The 14,924-nt window shown below is 54.4% G+C and carries 16 protein-coding genes and 1 other annotated feature; of the genes, 6 read left to right on the plus strand and 10 right to left on the minus strand.

The annotated features are described in order from the left end of the window. From pheT to B3041_RS09550, 8 genes are all read right to left on the minus strand, one after another. Complete coding sequence (pheT, locus tag B3041_RS09515; protein WP_292971758.1) at positions 1-2,388, minus strand: phenylalanine--tRNA ligase subunit beta; 2,388 nt, start codon at positions 2,386-2,388, stop codon at positions 1-3. A gap of 14 nt (positions 2,389-2,402) precedes the next feature. After that, positions 2,403-3,386: a phenylalanine--tRNA ligase subunit alpha gene (pheS, locus tag B3041_RS09520; protein ID WP_065649489.1), complete on the minus strand. Its 984-nt coding sequence runs from the start codon at positions 3,384-3,386 to the stop codon at positions 2,403-2,405. Between the two features lie 70 nt (positions 3,387-3,456). Further along, positions 3,457-3,582: a sequence feature (Phe leader region), on the minus strand. After that, complete coding sequence (gene pheM, locus B3041_RS09525; protein WP_139074214.1) at positions 3,533-3,577, minus strand: pheST operon leader peptide PheM; 45 nt, start codon at positions 3,575-3,577, stop codon at positions 3,533-3,535. Its footprint overlaps the feature before it by 45 nt. A 116-nt stretch (positions 3,583-3,698) precedes the next feature. Next, positions 3,699-4,055, minus strand: coding sequence for a 50S ribosomal protein L20 (gene rplT, locus B3041_RS09530; protein ID WP_039384062.1), 357 nt, complete (start codon positions 4,053-4,055; stop codon positions 3,699-3,701). 86 nt (positions 4,056-4,141) lie between these two features. Beyond that, a complete protein-coding gene (rpmI, locus tag B3041_RS09535; protein ID WP_010275699.1) occupies positions 4,142-4,339 on the minus strand; it encodes a 50S ribosomal protein L35 in 198 nt (65 codons plus the stop codon). A gap of 98 nt (positions 4,340-4,437) precedes the next feature. Beyond that, positions 4,438-4,989 carry a translation initiation factor IF-3 gene (infC, locus tag B3041_RS09540; RefSeq protein WP_039384061.1) on the minus strand — a complete coding sequence of 184 codons (552 nt, stop codon included), beginning with the start codon at positions 4,987-4,989 and terminating at the stop codon, positions 4,438-4,440. Between the two features lie 4 nt (positions 4,990-4,993). Continuing rightward, positions 4,994-6,922 (minus strand): threonine--tRNA ligase, encoded by a 1,929-nt coding sequence (gene thrS / locus B3041_RS09545; RefSeq protein WP_065649490.1) that lies wholly within the window; start codon positions 6,920-6,922, stop codon positions 4,994-4,996. A 241-nt stretch (positions 6,923-7,163) separates the two neighbouring features. Further along, on the minus strand, positions 7,164-7,925 hold the full coding sequence (locus B3041_RS09550; protein WP_065649491.1) for a DUF481 domain-containing protein: 762 nt from the start codon (positions 7,923-7,925) through the stop codon (positions 7,164-7,166). A gap of 318 nt (positions 7,926-8,243) precedes the next feature. On the opposite strand from B3041_RS09550, the gene ghoS reads away from it, so the two are divergent. Then, positions 8,244-8,534, plus strand: a complete 291-nt coding sequence (gene ghoS, locus B3041_RS09555; RefSeq protein ID WP_065649492.1) for a type V toxin-antitoxin system endoribonuclease antitoxin GhoS — start codon at positions 8,244-8,246, stop codon at positions 8,532-8,534. A 77-nt stretch (positions 8,535-8,611) separates the two neighbouring features. Beyond that, positions 8,612-9,505 (plus strand): fructosamine kinase family protein, encoded by an 894-nt coding sequence (locus B3041_RS09560; protein ID WP_065649493.1) that lies wholly within the window; start codon positions 8,612-8,614, stop codon positions 9,503-9,505. Between the two features lie 4 nt (positions 9,506-9,509). On the opposite strand, the gene B3041_RS09565 is transcribed toward B3041_RS09560, so the two are convergent. Further along, complete coding sequence (locus B3041_RS09565) at positions 9,510-10,046, minus strand: YniB family protein (RefSeq protein WP_292971898.1); 537 nt, start codon at positions 10,044-10,046, stop codon at positions 9,510-9,512. 145 nt (positions 10,047-10,191) lie between these two features. On the opposite strand from B3041_RS09565, the gene hxpB reads away from it, so the two are divergent. From hxpB to B3041_RS09580, 3 genes are all read left to right on the plus strand, one after another. After that, positions 10,192-10,860 (plus strand): hexitol phosphatase HxpB, encoded by a 669-nt coding sequence (gene hxpB / locus B3041_RS09570; RefSeq protein ID WP_292971901.1) that lies wholly within the window; start codon positions 10,192-10,194, stop codon positions 10,858-10,860. Positions 10,861-11,001: 141 nt separating this feature from the next. Beyond that, positions 11,002-11,589: a metal-dependent hydrolase gene (locus B3041_RS09575; protein ID WP_065649496.1), complete on the plus strand. Its 588-nt coding sequence runs from the start codon at positions 11,002-11,004 to the stop codon at positions 11,587-11,589. A 157-nt stretch (positions 11,590-11,746) separates the two neighbouring features. Then, positions 11,747-13,138, plus strand: coding sequence for an L-cystine transporter (locus B3041_RS09580; protein WP_065649497.1), 1,392 nt, complete (start codon positions 11,747-11,749; stop codon positions 13,136-13,138). Between the two features lie 65 nt (positions 13,139-13,203). Here the strand turns inward: B3041_RS09580 and osmE are convergent, their stop codons facing one another. Beyond that, positions 13,204-13,539 carry an osmotically-inducible lipoprotein OsmE gene (osmE, locus tag B3041_RS09585; RefSeq protein WP_039384034.1) on the minus strand — a complete coding sequence of 112 codons (336 nt, stop codon included), beginning with the start codon at positions 13,537-13,539 and terminating at the stop codon, positions 13,204-13,206. A 180-nt stretch (positions 13,540-13,719) separates the two neighbouring features. On the opposite strand from osmE, the gene B3041_RS09590 reads away from it, so the two are divergent. Beyond that, complete coding sequence (locus B3041_RS09590) at positions 13,720-14,910, plus strand: multidrug effflux MFS transporter (protein WP_292971907.1); 1,191 nt, start codon at positions 13,720-13,722, stop codon at positions 14,908-14,910. Positions 14,911-14,924: the final 14 nt, after the last annotated feature.

Raw genomic sequence — 14,924 nt, forward strand, 5'->3', positions numbered from 1 at the left:
TCAATCCCTCAAGGTTGCCTGGAATCGCTCTTTTAATGCTGCTACACATCTGGCAACGGTCGCAGCAATCTCCTCTTCTTCGAGTGTCCGGCTGGTATCCTGCAAAATCAGGCTAATCGCAAGGCTCTTTTCGCCTTCGTTCACGCCTTTACCACGGTACACGTCAAACAAGTTTACGCCAACTACCTGATTTACGCCAACTTTCTTACACTCTGCGATGATATCTGCTGCAGGGACGTTTTCTGCCACCACAACAGCAATATCACGGCGGTTAGCCGGGAAGCGTGAAATCTCACGCGCGTCAGGCAGGACGCGGTCTGCAACCTTATTCCAAAGCAGTTCAAACACTAAGGTACGACCGTTAAGATCCAGCTTGCGTTCCAGCTCCGGGTGAACCACCCCGATAAATCCGATTTGTTCATTGTCCAGCCAGATAGCCGCTGTTTGTCCGGGATGCAGCGCCGGATGGGCAGCCGCACGGAATGAAATCGCTTCAGATTTCCCGGTTAATTCCAGCAGCGACTCTAAATCGCCTTTCAAATCATAGAAGTCAACCGGCTGACGCGCCAGATCCCAGTGTTCTTCGTCGCGGTGTCCGCTGATAACGCCCGCCAGCATAAGATCCTGGCGAATGCCGAGATCGGCCTGCGTATCAGGCACAAAGCGCAGACCGCTCTCAAACAGGCGCACGCGACCCTGCTGGCGATTCTGGTTGTAAACCACTGCGCTGAGCAGACCTGTCCAGAGAGACAGACGCATCGCTGACATATCGCTGGAGATAGGGCTGGGCAGGATGAGCGCCTCTTCGCCCGGATGCAGCAGCTGCTGCACTTTGGGATCAACAAAGCTGTAGGTGATCGCTTCCTGATAACCTTTGTCGACCAGCAGCGTTTTCACCCGCTTCAGCGACAGGCTGGCTTCGCGATGCTGCGTCATAATCAGACTGGCTTTTACCGGCACATCAGGGATGTTGTTGTAGCCGTAGACGCGGGCAACCTCTTCAACCAGGTCTTCCTCGATTGCCATATCAAAACGCCAGCTCGGTGCCACCGCTTTCCACTCGCCCTCGCCCTGGGTTACCTCGCAGCCGAGACGGGTCAGGATATCTGTCACCTGCTCATCAGCGATAACGTGGCCAATCAGACGATCCAGCTTCTTACGGCGCAGCGTAATGGTGGCACGCGGCGGCAGTTTGCTGGCATCGGTCTGATCGATAACCGGACCGGCTTCACCGCCGCAGATATCCAGCAGCAGGCGGGTCGCCCGTTCCATCGCTTTATGCTGCAGCGCCGGATCGACACCACGCTCATAGCGATGCGAAGCGTCAGTATGCAGTCCGTGACGGCGTGCGCGGCCGGTAATGGCCAGCGGATCAAAGTAAGCGCACTCAAACAGCACGTTACGCGTCGCTTCATTTACGCCTGAGTGCTCACCGCCAAAAATACCGCCCATCGCCAGCGCCTGCTGATGATCGGCAATAACCAGCGTATCGCTCTGCAGTTTTGCCTCGGTGCCATCGAGCAGCGTCAGCGTCTCATTATCCTGCGCCATGCGCACCACAATGCCGCCGCTGATACGGTCGAGATCGAAAGCGTGCATCGGCTGACCCAGCTCAAGCAACACATAGTTAGTAACATCCACTACCGGGTCAATTGAGCGAATGCCGCAGCGGCGCAGTTTCTCACGCATCCAGAGCGGCGTCTCCGCTTTCACGTTGATGCCTTTAACAACGCGTCCCAGGTAGCGCGGACAGGCGTCGGTAGCGTCAACCCGAATCGGGAACGTATCGGTAATCGTCGCCGCTACCGGTTCTGCAGCAGGTGCCGTCAGCGGCAGTCCGTTAACCACGGCCACATCACGCGCTACGCCGGCGATGCTCAGGCAGTCTGCGCGGTTTGGCGTCACGCTGATTTCAATAGTATTGTCATCCAGCTTCAGATAGTCGCGGATGTCGCACCCTACTGGCGCGTCAGCTGGCAGTTCGATAATCCCGTTGTGATCGTCGGAAATACCCAGTTCTGAGAAGGAGCAGAGCATGCCTTCAGAGGGTTCGCCGCGCAGTTTGGCCGCTTTGATTTTGAAATCACCGGGCAGTACAGCGCCCACGGTAGCGACGGCGACTTTTAATCCTTTGCGGCAGTTAGGCGCGCCACAGACGATATCCAGCAGGCGATCGCCACCGGTATTGATTTTGGTCACGCGCAGTTTATCTGCATTCGGGTGCTGGCCGCACTCCACCACTTCACCCACAACGACGCCATGAAACGCGCCGGCAACGGGATCAACACCATCAACCTCAAGGCCCGCCATGGTGATTTGTTCAGACAGCGCGGCGCTGTCCAGGGCTGGATTTACCCATTCGCGTAACCAGAGTTCACTGAATTTCATTGGATAACCTGCCCTTATTTAAATTGTTTGAGGAAACGTAAATCATTTTCGAAGAAAGCACGCAGATCGGTGACGCCATAGCGCAGCATGGTCAGACGTTCCATGCCCATACCAAAGGCGAAGCCGGAGTAAATTTCCGGATCGATGCCGACGTTACGCAGTACGTTAGGATGCACCATGCCGCAGCCCAGGACTTCCAGCCACTTGCCATTTTTGCCCATCACGTCAACTTCCGCTGAAGGCTCAGTAAAGGGAAAGTAGCTCGGCCGGAAGCGGATCTGCAGATCCTCTTCAAAGAAGTTGTTCAGAAAATCGTGCAGCGTTCCTTTGAGATTGGTAAAGCTGATGTCTTTGTCGACAATCAGTCCTTCCATCTGGTGAAACATCGGCGTATGGGTCTGATCGTAATCATTACGATATACGCGGCCTGGCGCGATAATGCGGATAGGCGGCTGCTGGGTTTTCATGGTGCGGATCTGCACGCCCGAGGTCTGCGTACGCAGCAGGCGCGTGGCATCGAACCAGAAGGTGTCATGATCGGCACGGGCCGGGTGATGGCCCGGAATATTCAGCGCATCAAAGTTATGATAGTCATCTTCAATTTCTGGTCCGGTCACGACTGCAAAACCCAGTTCGCCGAAAAAGTTTTCGATGCGGTCGATCGTGCGCGTTACCGGATGCAGACCGCCATTTTCACTGCGGCGTCCGGGCAGTGAGACATCGATGGTTTCTGCTGCCAGACGCGCATTCAGCGCCGCGCTCTCCAGCGTGTTTTTACGGGCGTTAAGATGATCCTGTACCTGCTGTTTTGCTTCGTTAATCACCGCACCTGCCGCCGGGCGCTCTTCAGCCGGCAGTTCACGCAGGGTAGTCATCTGCAGGGTAAGGTGCCCTTTTTTACCCAGAAATTCGACGCGTACAGCGTCCAGAGCGGCGATATCCGACGCCTCGTCGATGGCGGCCGTGGCACGGGCCACCAGGTCTGCGAGTTGGGACATGATTTCCTCTTCTTCCAGCCGGGCTGGTCAGTTCTTGTTGGGATCCGGGATCCGATTAAGTCTCGCCAGAAACAAAAAAGCCTCCACGAGGGAGGCTTTCAGCGCGATTTTTCGTTTCTTTTCTTATGCGCACAAGCCCCTGATGGTCAGGCGCTAAAGTAAAAAAAGAAACGGAAAAGAGCAGCGTGCATGCTTGCGTTACCTTACGAAAATTAAAAACCGCCCTATTGAAATGCGCGGCGGCTAAAATGTCAATCTTTTGCGTGAGTTGCAGGCAATAAAAAAGGGAGCAAGCTCCCTTTTTTACCTGACTTACGCCAGAGCTGATTTCGCTTTTTCTACCAGAGCAGCGAAGGCTGCTTTGTCGAATACAGCGATGTCAGCCAGGATTTTACGGTCAATTTCAATGGACGCTTTTTTCAGGCCATTGATGAAACGGCTGTAAGACATACCGTTCTGACGCGCCGCAGCGTTGATACGTGCGATCCACAGCTGACGGAACTGACGCTTACGCTGACGACGGTCGCGGTAAGCATACTGACCAGCTTTGATAACAGCCTGGAAAGCAACGCGGTAAACACGTGAACGTGCACCGTAGTAGCCTTTAGCTTGTTTTAAGATTTTTTTGTGACGTGCGCGAGCAATTACACCACGTTTTACGCGAGCCATGAGCTCTCCTTAATCATATTCTGTTTTGCCGTTGCTCTGCTGGCGATAAGCCTTACAGCGCGACAGGCGAATTAAAAAAAATTTACTTATGCGTACGGCAGGCAGGCAATAACCAGACCCAGATCGCCTTTAGACACCAGGCCTTTTGGACGCAGGTGACGTTTACGCTTGGTAGACTTTTTGGTCAGAATATGACGCAGGTTTGCGTGCTTACGCTTGAAGCCGCCAGAGGCGGTCTTCTTGAAGCGCTTAGCCGCGCCACGTACAGTTTTAATCTTTGGCATTTTTACAAATATCCACTTCGCATTGTTAAAAAAATGAACCAGACAGGCGAATAAATCCCGCACAGCGCGAACGCTGCGCGGCATCATTACTTGAAAGCCTACTGTTTCTTCTTGGGTGCGAGCACCATAATCATCTGGCGGCCTTCGATCTTCGAAGGGAAGGACTCGACCACTGCCAGATCGATATCTTCACACAGATCTTTACGGACGCGGTTAAGCACTTCCATACCGATCTGCTGGTGCGCCATCTCACGACCGCGGAAACGCAGCGTGATTTTGGCTTTATCGCCCTCTTCCAGAAAGCGCATCAGGCTGCGGAGTTTTACCTGATAGTCGCCATCATCGGTACCAGGACGGAATTTAATTTCCTTAACCTGGATAACTTTCTGCTTCTTCTTCTGTTCCTTAGAAGATTTACTCTTTTCATAAAGGAACTTGCCGTAATCCATAATACGGCATACCGGCGGTTCGGCGTTCGGGCTGATTTCAACTAAATCTACGCCAGCTTCTTCAGCTTTCTCAATCGCTTCGCGTAGAGAGACAATGCCAAGTTGCTCGCCGTCAACGCCAGTGAGGCGCACTTCGGTGGCTCGGATTTCGCCGTTAATACGGTTTGGACGCGTCGGTTGTACTCGTTTTCCGCCTTTAATAACCTTATTCCTCTAATTGGTGAAGATGTCGGCTGCGAATCTCTTGTTGCAGCTTCTCAACAAACACATCTACGTCCATGCTCCCGAGGTCTTTACCACGGCGGGTGCGCACGGCAACTTTGCCTGCTTCCACCTCTTTCTCACCGCAAACCAGCATATAAGGGACGCGACGCAATGTGTGCTCGCGGATTTTAAAGCCTATCTTCTCGTTTCTCAAGTCTGCTTTGACACGAATGCCAGCATTTTGCAGTTTCTTTGTCAGTTCACTGACATATTCTGCCTGACTGTCAGTGATATTCATCACTACAGCCTGTACCGGTGCCAGCCAGCTCGGGAAGAAACCGGCAAACTCTTCAGTCAGTATACCGATAAAGCGCTCCATGGAGCCCAGAATCGCACGGTGAATCATCACCGGGGTCTGACGGTCGTTGGTTTCACCCACATAGGTGGCATCAAGACGTTTTGGCAGAGAAAAGTCTAGCTGAACCGTGCCACACTGCCAGGCACGATCGAGACAATCATACAGGGTGAACTCAATTTTCGGGCCATAAAACGCCCCTTCACCCGGCTGATACTCAAAGGGGATCTCATTCTCTTTCAATGCTTCGGCCAGGTCAACCTCTGCGCGATCCCACATCTCATCAGTACCGATACGCTTTTCCGGACGGGTAGACAGCTTCACCACAATTTTTTCAAAACCGAAGGTGCTGTACATGTCATACACCATACGAATACAGCTGTTTACTTCGTCGCGAACCTGATCTTCAGTACAGAATACGTGGGCGTCATCCTGCGTAAAGCCGCGTACGCGCATCAGACCGTGGAGGGCACCTGATGGTTCGTTGCGATGGCAGCTACCGAACTCTGCCATACGCAGCGGCAGATCGCGATAGGATTTCAGACCCTGATTGAAGATCTGCACGTGACCCGGGCAGTTCATCGGTTTAATGCAATATTCGCGGTTTTCTGAAGAGGTCGTAAACATCGCCTCTTTGTAGTTTTCCCAGTGGCCGGTTTTTTCCCACAGCACGCGGTCCATCATAAACGGACCTTTCACTTCCTGGTAATCATACTCTTTCAGTTTGGTACGAACAAAAACTTCCAGCTCGCGGAAAATCGTCCAGCCGTCATTGTGCCAGAATACCATGCCCGGCGCCTCTTCCTGCATATGATAGAGGTCAAGCTGTTTACCGATTTTACGATGATCGCGTTTTGCTGCTTCTTCCAGACGCTGCAGATAGGCTGACAGCTGTTTCTTATCTGCCCATGCCGTGCCATAAATGCGCTGCAGCATTTTGTTATCACTGTTGCCACGCCAGTAGGCACCCGCAATTTTCTGCAGTTTAAAATGGTGGCAGAAGCGCATGTTTGGTACGTGCGGGCCGCGGCACATATCCACATACTCTTCATGATGATAGAGACCCGGACGATCATCGTGACTGATGTTCTCATCAAGGATAGTGGTTTTGTAGCTTTCGCCACGTGCAGCAAACACGTCGCGTGCTTCCTGCCAGCTGACCTTTTTCTTTACCACGGCGTAATTGGTTTCAGCCAGCTGGTGCATACGCTTTTCCAGCTGTTCCAGATCTTCCTGCGTCAGCGTGTGGTCGAGATCGACGTCATAATAGAAGCCGTTATCAATGACCGGGCCAATCGCCATTTTGGTATTGGGCCACAGCTGTTTGATGGCATGACCCAGCAGGTGCGCGCAGGAGTGACGGATGATCTCCAGACCAGCGTCATCTTTTGCTGTGATGATTGCGACCTGGGCATCGTCGGTGATGGGATCAACCGCATCCACCAGCTCACCGTTTACGCGACCGGCAATACAGGCTTTCGCCAGGCCGGGACCAATATCCAGCGCAATATCCATTACGCTGACCGGGTGGTCAAAAACGCGCTGGCTGCCGTCAGGAAGAGTAATTACTGGCATTTAATATCCTTAAATTGCAGTGGTAAGCCACACGAAAGCCTACATGCAACACTGTATTTGGTGTGTGTACCCGGCGTGATGTCAGACCCACATTGTCGGAATGACGCCAGGCGCATAAAGCGGCAAATATGATAACAGCTTTCGCTCTTCAGCAAAACCCGCCGTGCTGGCTAAGTCTAAGCAAGCACGAAAAAAAACCGCCGTGCGGCATAAGCCGGACGACGGTTTATTCGCATGGCAGTTACATTGCGTAGGAGAGCTGAATCGTGGTTTTGGTATCGGTACGATCGGGCGCAGACTCAGGTGGATTGTTATTCCAGGTCACGTTATAGCCCATTTTCAGCGCGAAGTGATCATTGATCGCGACCTGCAGTGCCGTTTCCGAGTTCACCGTGGTGTCTTCGCCAAAGCTGCTCAGCACGGAGACACCCTGAATGAATTTTGTCGTATCCGTGAGCTGCCATTGATAGCTGACTGCGCCATAGCCCAGCGCCTTGGTCTCATGACCACCGTCGTGGAAGTCATCATAGCGTACACCCGGACCAAATTCCGCACGCAGTGAGTGCACCGGGCCGTTAAGGAGCTGACGACCATAACCGGCAGTCAGCACGTCGCGTGAATCATAACCATTCAGACGATCGCTCAGCCAGCTTGCCTGACCAAACAGGTAATCAGCGCTGTTCATGTTGTAGCGGCTGCGACCACCAATGTTATACGTTTCAGATGAACGCTCATCGTTGGATGAGGTATTGGCCGCGTTGCCCCACAGGCTGTAAGCCATAGAAGTCTGATACCAGGTCATGCTGGTTGAAGCCGTCAGTGAAGAGCTGGTGGTGTTACCGGTCTGCGCAAGGTAACCGGCTGACGCGCTGCCTTCAAACGGTTGTTTGGCCGTTGAAGGATCATCCATAGACGTAAAGACAGCGTTATCAGCAAAAGCCTGGTGACAAAATGCTCCGGCAGAGAGCAAGAAAATAGCGGACAGCTTATTAAGAACTTTCATTAAAGGTTGATCCGTGCGGCAATTTAAAAACAGGTGAGTCTGCAGCGTTTTTACCGGCAATCAATGCAATTTACTGTAAGTTTTGTAAAAAATTATGAGACAGCCTTAGGCTGTTCCCTGCACCGGCCAGCTTTTTTACGTTGCAGACGCGTTTATTAACGGCGCGCATTATAGGTGCCGTTGAGAGAAATAACAGCCCGCCGCGGCCAGGAATTTTTAAGGCTGCTGACACAGCTTTACGTCGCTGCTGAACAAAATTCGCTCTACGGTGCGGGGTGAACTACGCTGAAATCTGTTTTGTTACAGTGAGGTGAGTAAATGAGCACGCTGGACGTTACGAGTTACGTTGTCACTTTTCACTATCAGGAGTCCGGGCTGGGCGATCTGCAGTCGCTGACCAGTGCCATGGTTAACAGCGGTTACAGCACCACCCTGCACGACGCCGAAGGCCATCCGCATGAACTGGGAACCAACAGTTTTGGCATTGTCAGCACCCTGAGCCCTGAAGCGGTATCAGAGCAGGCAGCGCGTATTGCAGAGGTTGCCCTGCATCAGTCCCCACAGACAGAGGTCACGACGCTGCAGCACTTTTTGCAGAAACCTGTCTGATGCGCCGGTAAAACTGGCTTTGCGTATTTTTTGCGCGCTACAATTGCAGCGGTATCGCGATTAACGAGGAGCCTGCCATGTGGTCAGCCATTAGCCGCCTGTTAAGCGAACAGACTCAGCCAGCAGAGATCACGCAGCGTGAGCCCCTGCCCGGCGGCGATATTCATCCCGCCTGGCGTATCCGCTATGGCGGGCTGGATGTCTTCGTGAAATGCAACACCCGTGACCGGCTGGAACTGTTCCGCTGGGAAGCCGATCAGCTCGATCTGCTGGCGCGTACGCAGACAGTCAGGGTGCCGGCCGTTTATGGTGTCGGTAGTACGCGTGACGCCAGTTTTCTGCTGCTGGAGTATATCCCACCACAGCCGCTCAGCGCGGAAGCGGGTTATCAGCTGGGGCAGCAGCTGGCACGCCTGCATCAGTGGAGTGAACAGCGCCAGTTCGGGCTCGATTTTGATAATAATATTACCACCACCCTGCAGCCCAATAGCTGGCTGCGGCGCTGGTCACTGTTTTTTGCTGAACAGCGTATCGGCTGGCAGCTGCAGCTGGCGGCCGAACGCGGTGTCACCTATGGCGATATGAACCAGATTATTGACCGCGTTCAGCAGGCGCTGGCTCATCATCATCCACAGCCCTCGCTGCTGCATGGCGATCTCTGGCCCGCCAACTGCGCAGATAGCAGCAGCGGCCCATGGATTTTCGATCCTGCCTGCTACTGGGGCGACCGCGAATGCGACCTCGCGATGATAAGTTATCACCATGAACTGCCGCGCGAAATTATGCAGGGCTATCACGCAGAATGGCCGCTGGCAGAGGGATTTTCGCAGCGCCAGCCGGTTTATCAGCTCTATTATCTGCTGAACCGCGCGAATGTGTTTTCCGGCCAGTGGCAGGAGGAGGCGCAGTTTGCCGTCAGTGAGCTGCTTAGCGACGACAAACTGGCGCAGGATGCGGTCAGACCGGCCTGATTATTTAAAGCATGCCCAGCAGCGTTAACAGGAAGTAGCCGGCAACAGCAATAATCACGGGCAGGATGTAGAGCGGGAAAATCTGCAGCAGAATCGTGTGGTTCGGGACGCGGATTTTTTCCTCAAGCTGCGTGCGCGTGCGCCCTTCGCTGCCCTTTGCCTGCTCCAGAATCAGCTGATCTTCAATGCCTTCTTTAACATGTCGCGACTGGCGCCACATACGCGCGCCAGAAGCCTGTAACGCCATTCCGATAAAAATCAGCGCATAAATGATCCAGAAACCGATATTTGCGCCGCCGTGAAAATCGGGCACCGGTGAGTGATGCCAGAATGAATTCAGAAATGACGTATTGAATTTAAGCATGTCCACCATGACGTGAATAAAATCCAGCAATACGGCATCCAGTCCGGGCTGCTTTACGCTGTGCTGGTATAAATAACCGAGCATGGAAACAATGGTCGACAGCAGTGCAGGAATGAAAATGATCCAGCCAGCCACGCGCTTAAGGATGGCGACCTGGCCAGCCTGTTGGTATGTCATGCAGACTTCCCTATACAGATAATTATTTTGCCCTAAGTCTACCTGCAGTCTGCGATTTTTTCCTGAAAAATGCGCGACCTGTCGCGGGCTGGTTTTCGCACGCCGACATGGTATGGTGGCGCAAACCGCTTAAAAGGAGACAGTCATGCGCTATCGTCGTCCGGTATACGCCGCTATTTTTGATATGGATGGTTTGCTGATTGATTCCGAGCCGCTGTGGGATCAGGCTGAAATGGAAGTACTGGCAAGCCTTGGCGTGGACGTCAGTCGTCGCGCAGACCTGCCTGATACGCTTGGCCTGCGTATCGATCAGACGGTGCGCATGTGGTATGAGGCGCAGCCGTGGCAGGGCGTAACGCAGGCCGGGGTTACGGCCCGTATTATCGACCGTACGCTCTCCCTGATAGAAACGCATCAGCCGCTGCTGCCAGGCGTTACTCAGGCGCTGCAGCTCTGTCAGCAGCAGGGACTGGTGATTGCGCTCGCTTCCGCTTCGCCGCTTGCCATGCTGGAGCGGGTGCTGGAGATGTTCCGGCTGCGGCCCTTCTTTTCTGCCCTCGCCTCAGCTGAAGCGCTGCCGCTGAGCAAACCTCATCCGCAGGTCTATCTGAATGCGGCGGCAGCACTTAATATCGATCCGCTTAACTGCGTGGCGCTGGAAGACTCCTTCAACGGGATGATCGCCTGTAAAGCGGCGCGCATGCGTTCTATAGTGGTGCCGGCCGCCGCACATTGTGCTGATGCCCGCTGGGCGCTGGCAGAGGTACAGCTGCAAAGCCTGACAGATTTGCGCGCAGAACATTTGTTTAACTGACCGCGCGTCGCCTTACGCTGTCTGCCAGGAGTGTCACTCATCGCACAAAATAATTCACTATTCGTTACAGCGTCACCGTTCTCATTTACTGGATAAATCCCTATACTGGATGCATTGACAGTTTTGCATCCAGGTTTAATCATGACGGCCGAAGGCCATATAATTTTTGCGATTGCCAGCGCTATTTTTGCTAAGCGTGCGGAGCTTACGCCAGTACTGGCTGCTGCAGACTGGTGGCATCTGGTGCCCGCTACGCTGCTGACCTGCCTGCTGCCGGATATTGACCATCCCCGATCCACACTGGGCCAGCGCTTCCGCTGGCTCTCGCAGCCCATAGCACGCGCATTTGGACATCGCGGTTTCACCCATAGCCTGCTGGCAGTAGCTATCAGTCTGTGGCTGTTTAAGGTAAACGTTCCGGCAGACTGGTTTCTGCCGGCGGATGTCCTGCAGGGACTGACGCTGGGCTATCTGAGCCATATTGTTGCTGACATGCTGACGCCGGCAGGGGTTCCGTTGCTGTGGCCCTGCCGCTGGCGCTTTCGCCTGCCGATTCTCAGGAGCCAGAGCGGAAATCAGCTGGAGCGTATGCTCTGTCTGGCACTGGTGGTGGCGGCACTCTGGTTTCCGGCTGGCATGCCTGCTTTTGGTGCAAACGGCTGGCCGCAGCAGCTGTTTGATACGCTGCAAACCAGCGTTAACCGGTTAATAAATCCGCAAAACGGCTAAACATTACGCCACATTAAACAAAAAGTTATAACCCATACTTTTTGGGTATAAGCCTGCACTTAATTGTGCTGCTAACATCCCTGACATTCTCTGATAGAAATTTACGTTACGCTATGCCGCCTGCACATTGCACGGCGGCATCTTTCTGGAGTTAAGTATGGATTTCCCTCTTATTATCAACATCGTGGTCTTTGCGGCACTGCTGGTGTTGCTTAACCGCATTGGCAACCAGAGCTGGAGCCTGTCGAAGCGTGTCCTGACTGGCCTGGTACTGGGCGTGCTGTTTGGCCTGGGACTTCAGGCGGTTTATGGTGAAAACAGCGACGTGGTTAAGGATTCAATCAGCTGGTTTAACCTGGTCGGTAATGGCTACGTACAGCTGCTGCAGATGATCGTCATGCCGCTGGTGTTCGCCTCAATACTGAGCGCGGTGGCGCGCCTGCATAATGCCTCTTCACTGGGCAAGATCAGCGTGCTGACTATCGGTGTATTGCTGTTTACCACGGCTATCTCTGCGCTGGTCGGCGTTATGGTTACCGGTCTCTTCCACCTTAGCGCAGAAGGTCTGGTGCAGGGTGCGCAGGAAACCGCGCGGCTGAATGCTATTCAGAGCAACTATGCAGGTAAAGTAGCCGATCTCAGCACGCCACAGCTGCTGCTCTCATTCATTCCTAAAAACCCGTTTGCCGATCTGGCAGGGGCTAATCCTACGTCGATTATCAGTGTCGTCATCTTTGCTGCTTTCCTCGGCGTCGCTGCGTTGCATCTGCTGCGCGATGACAAAGTAAAAGGCGAGCGTGTACTGGCAGCGATTGATACGCTGCAGTCCTGGGTGATGAAGCTGGTGCGCCTGATCATGAAGCTGACGCCGTATGGCGTGCTGGCTCTGATGACCAAAGTCGTAGCCGGTTCCAATCTGCACGATATCGTCAAGCTGGGCAGCTTTGTTCTCGCTTCTTATCTTGGCCTTGCCATTATGTTTGGCGTGCATGCCCTGCTGCTGTCGATCAACGGCATCAATCCGCTGCGCTTCTTCCGCAAAGTGTGGCCAGTGATCACCTTCGCTTTTACCAGCCGCTCCAGCGCGGCAAGCATTCCGCTGAATGTGGAAACGCAGACGCGCCGCCTCGGCGTGCCGGAAGCGATTGCCAGCTTCTCTGCCTCGTTTGGTGCCACTATTGGCCAGAACGGCTGCGCCGGGCTCTATCCGACAATGCTGGCAGTGATGATTGCCCCCACCGTCGGCATCAACCCGTTTGATCCGGTATGGATCGCCACGCTGGTCGGGATTGTTACCCTGAGTTCCGCTGGCGTAGCCGGTGTGGGTGGCGGTGCCACTTTTGCGGCGCTGATTGTGCTGCCGGCAATGGGTCTGCCGGTGACGCTGGTGGCCCTGCTGATTTCGATTGAGCCACTGATTGATATGGGCCGTACCGCGCTCAATGTGAATGGTTCCATGACGGCCGGTTCACTGACCAGCCGCTGGCTGGGCCAGACGGACAAAAAGATTCTGGAGAGCGATGAGCATGCCGAACTGGCGCACCGCTAAGTGCTGACTTCAGCATGAAAAAGGGCCCGTCTCAGACGGGCCCTTTTTTATTCTGCGAAACCGGATTACTGCGCAACCTGCGGATCGGTATCGTATTCTTTGCAGCTCTGGAAACCGTAGTTCATCACGCGACCGGTATCGTTGTAGCTGACAAAATAGGTCTGCATTTTGCCATCACGCTCGCCAATAACGTAAGTCTGACAGGTGCCGCGCGCGTGCGCCATGGTAACTTCGGTCGAAGCCGGACCAGCAATCTGACGTACCTGTTCACGCGTCATGCCTTTTTTCACATCTTTTACTACCGGTTTGGTGACATAACTTTCCGCGCGATCATAAGTGGTACAACCAGACAGAGCAGCCAGCGTCATAGCGGCAGCGATACATCCCAGCACTTTATTCATTTTTTGTTCCTCATACTTTGTCCATGTCCGAATAAGCCTGGAACACAAATTCAGATTTATCAACCTGGTGGCTACGTTTTAGATGCGCTTATCGGGATCTCTCTGGCGTAAAAAAGCTGTGCGGCTGCGCCCTGCTCCGTATAATCGCGCGGTTAACTTTTTACCCGGCTCAGAGGCCCCATGACATCTGCACACCCTAACCGGCTGGTTTACGCCATCACGCTCGGACTCCTCGCGGCGCTCAGACCGCTCTGCATCGATCTTTACCTGCCTGCGCTGCCTGAACTGGCGCGCGATCTTCAAACGCAGACCTCGACGGCTCAGCTTAGCCTGACCGCCGGCCTGCTGGGGCTGGGGGCGGGACAGCTGTTATTCGGGCCCATGAGCGATAAATTTGGCCGCATCCGGCCCCTGCTGCTGTCACTGCTGCTGCTGTTTATTGCCTCTGTGGGCTGTGCGCTGGCAAAAGATATTCATTCGCTACTGATTGCCCGTCTGTTTGAGGGGCTGGCCGGCGCTGGCGGTGCCGTGCTGTCACGGGCCATTGCCCGTGATATGTACAGCGGACACGAGCTGACGCGCTTTTTTGCACTGCTGATGCTGGTGAACGGCCTTGCACCGGTGGGTGCGCCAGTGCTGGGCGGCGCGCTGATGACGATCATGAGCTGGCGCGGTATTTTCATCGTGCTGGCGGCGATTGCTATTTTGCTGATTCTGCTGGCGCGCTGGCAGCTGCATGAGACGCTGCCGGCCGCGCGCCGTAGCCAGGGTTCTCTTTTTTCTGCCTGGGCGGCACTGGGCCAGGTCGTCATGCATCGCCCCTTTATGGGCTTTTGTCTGACGCAGGGCTTTATGATGTCGGGCATGTTTGCCTATATCGGCGCCTCGCCATTTGTGCTGCAGCAGATCTACGGCCTGTCGCCGCAGGCGTTCAGCCTCTGCTTTGCCGCCAACGGTTTTGGCCTGATTATCGCTTCACAAACCAGCGCGCGTCTCTGCCCGCTCTGGGGCGAATATCGGGTGCTTAAGGGCGGGCTGACGCTGGCGTTTGTGGCCTCTGCTACGCTGCTGACGGCCGCACTGAGCGGAGCCGCGCTGCCGGTTATCCTGGTCGCGCTGTTCTTCTCTATCGCCAGTAATGGTGTGATAGCAACCACCGCCGCATCGCTGGCAATGCAGAGTCAGGGACATCGCGCCGGCAGTGCTTCTGCGGTCATCGGCGTGACGATGTTTACGCTGGGCGCCATTAGCGTGCCGGTCAGCGGGGTGGGCGGGACCTCGGTTATCAGCATGAGCGCCACGATATTTGGCTGCTTTATGCTGGCGATCCTGATGTTTACCCTGCTGGCACAGCGTCCGAAAAGCGCCTGATTCAGCAGCAAACC

Origin of the sequence: Pantoea sp. UBA4549, from assembly GCF_002387285.1 — a bacterium.
In the GTDB taxonomy this organism is placed as follows: domain Bacteria; phylum Pseudomonadota; class Gammaproteobacteria; order Enterobacterales; family Enterobacteriaceae; genus Pantoea; species Pantoea borealis.

Bases quoted from the DNA above. Each gene is read 5' to 3' on its own strand.
- ghoS (WP_065649492.1), top strand. From the start codon at position 8,244: ATGAGCACGCTGGACGTTACGAGTTACGTTGTCACTTTTCACTATCAG.
- B3041_RS09550 (WP_065649491.1), bottom strand. From the start codon at position 7,925: ATGAAAGTTCTTAATAAGCTGTCCGCTATTTTCTTGCTCTCTGCCGGA.
- B3041_RS09590 (WP_292971907.1), top strand. From the start codon at position 13,720: ATGACATCTGCACACCCTAACCGGCTGGTTTACGCCATCACGCTCGGA.
- pheS (WP_065649489.1), bottom strand. From the start codon at position 3,386: ATGTCCCAACTCGCAGACCTGGTGGCCCGTGCCACGGCCGCCATCGAC.
- B3041_RS09565 (WP_292971898.1), bottom strand. From the start codon at position 10,046: ATGACATACCAACAGGCTGGCCAGGTCGCCATCCTTAAGCGCGTGGCT.
- B3041_RS09560 (WP_065649493.1), top strand. From the start codon at position 8,612: ATGTGGTCAGCCATTAGCCGCCTGTTAAGCGAACAGACTCAGCCAGCA.
- hxpB (WP_292971901.1), top strand. From the start codon at position 10,192: ATGCGCTATCGTCGTCCGGTATACGCCGCTATTTTTGATATGGATGGT.
- rpmI (WP_010275699.1), bottom strand. From the start codon at position 4,339: ATGCCAAAGATTAAAACTGTACGTGGCGCGGCTAAGCGCTTCAAGAAG.
- osmE (WP_039384034.1), bottom strand. From the start codon at position 13,539: ATGAATAAAGTGCTGGGATGTATCGCTGCCGCTATGACGCTGGCTGCT.
- B3041_RS09580 (WP_065649497.1), top strand. From the start codon at position 11,747: ATGGATTTCCCTCTTATTATCAACATCGTGGTCTTTGCGGCACTGCTG.
- thrS (WP_065649490.1), bottom strand. From the start codon at position 6,922: ATGCCAGTAATTACTCTTCCTGACGGCAGCCAGCGCGTTTTTGACCAC.
- pheT (WP_292971758.1), bottom strand. From the start codon at position 2,388: ATGAAATTCAGTGAACTCTGGTTACGCGAATGGGTAAATCCAGCCCTG.
- B3041_RS09575 (WP_065649496.1), top strand. From the start codon at position 11,002: ATGACGGCCGAAGGCCATATAATTTTTGCGATTGCCAGCGCTATTTTT.
- rplT (WP_039384062.1), bottom strand. From the start codon at position 4,055: ATGGCTCGCGTAAAACGTGGTGTAATTGCTCGCGCACGTCACAAAAAA.